This window comes from Streptomyces sp. NPDC001407 (genome assembly GCF_042895325.1).
Taxonomy (GTDB): Bacteria; Actinomycetota; Actinomycetes; order Streptomycetales; family Streptomycetaceae; genus Streptomyces.
Window position 1 is genome coordinate 3,510 of the sequence record NZ_JBIAWF010000058.1, and the last position, 1,524, is coordinate 5,033.

Below are 1,524 nucleotides of genomic sequence, written 5' to 3' on the forward strand. Positions count from 1 at the left end.
GGTAGTAGGTAAGCGATGGGGTGACGCAGGAAGGTAGTCCAGCCCGGGCGGTGGTAGTCCCGGGGTAAGGGTGTAGGCCGTGTGGTAGGCAAATCCGTCACACATATAAGGCTGAGACCTGATGCCGAGCCGATTGTGGTGAAGTGGATGATCCTATGCTGTCGAGAAAAGCCTCTAGCGAGTTTCATGGCGGCCCGTACCCTAAACCGACTCAGGTGGTCAGGTAGAGAATACCGAGGCGTTCGGGTGAACTATGGTTAAGGAACTCGGCAAAATGCCCCCGTAACTTCGGGAGAAGGGGGGCCATTCCTGGTGATGAGTTTTGCACTCTGAGCTGGGGGTGGCCGCAGAGACCAGCGAGAAGCGACTGTTTACTAAAAACACAGGTCCGTGCGAAGCCGTAAGGCGATGTATACGGACTGACGCCTGCCCGGTGCTGGAACGTTAAGGGGACCGGTTAGCTTGGATTCGTCCAGGCGAAGCTGAGAACTTAAGCGCCAGTAAACGGCGGTGGTAACTATAACCATCCTAAGGTAGCGAAATTCCTTGTCGGGTAAGTTCCGACCTGCACGAATGGCGTAACGACTTCTCGACTGTCTCAACCATAGGCCCGGTGAAATTGCACTACGAGTAAAGATGCTCGTTTCGCGCAGCAGGACGGAAAGACCCCGGGACCTTTACTATAGCTTGATATTGGTGTTCGGTTCGGCTTGTGTAGGATAGGTGGGAGACTGTGAAGCGGGCACGCCAGTGTTCGTGGAGTCGTCGTTGAAATACCACTCTGGTCGTGCTGGATGTCTAACCTGGGTCCGTGATCCGGATCAGGGACAGTGTCTGGTGGGTAGTTTAACTGGGGCGGTTGCCTCCTAAAGAGTAACGGAGGCGCCCAAAGGTTCCCTCAGCCTGGTTGGCAATCAGGTGTTGAGTGTAAGTGCACAAGGGAGCTTGACTGTGAGACCGACGGGTCGAGCAGGGACGAAAGTCGGGACTAGTGATCCGGCGGTGGCTTGTGGAAGCGCCGTCGCTCAACGGATAAAAGGTACCCCGGGGATAACAGGCTGATCTTCCCCAAGAGTCCATATCGACGGGATGGTTTGGCACCTCGATGTCGGCTCGTCGCATCCTGGGGCTGGAGTCGGTCCCAAGGGTTGGGCTGTTCGCCCATTAAAGCGGTACGCGAGCTGGGTTTAGAACGTCGTGAGACAGTTCGGTCCCTATCCGCTGTGCGCGTAGGAGTCTTGAGAAGGGCTGTCCCTAGTACGAGAGGACCGGGACGGACGAACCTCTGGTGTGCCAGTTGTCCTGCCAAGGGCATGGCTGGTTGGCTACGTTCGGGAGGGATAACCGCTGAAAGCATCTAAGCGGGAAGCCTGCTTCGAGATGAGGACTCCCACCCCCTTGAGGGGTTAAGGCTCCCAGTAGACGACTGGGTTGATAGGCCAGGTGTGGAAGACCGGTAACGGTTGGAGCTGACTGGTACTAATAGGCCGAGGGCTTGTCCTCAGTTGCTCGCGTCCACTGTGT

General features: G+C 56.6%; 1 rRNA gene (cut by a window edge). It reads left to right on the forward strand.

Annotated elements, in window-relative coordinates:
• Positions 1–1,503: ribosomal RNA gene (locus tag ACFY1P_RS35280) — 23S ribosomal RNA — on the forward strand (it extends 1,647 nt beyond the left edge of the window).
• Positions 1,504–1,524: the final 21 nt, after the last annotated feature.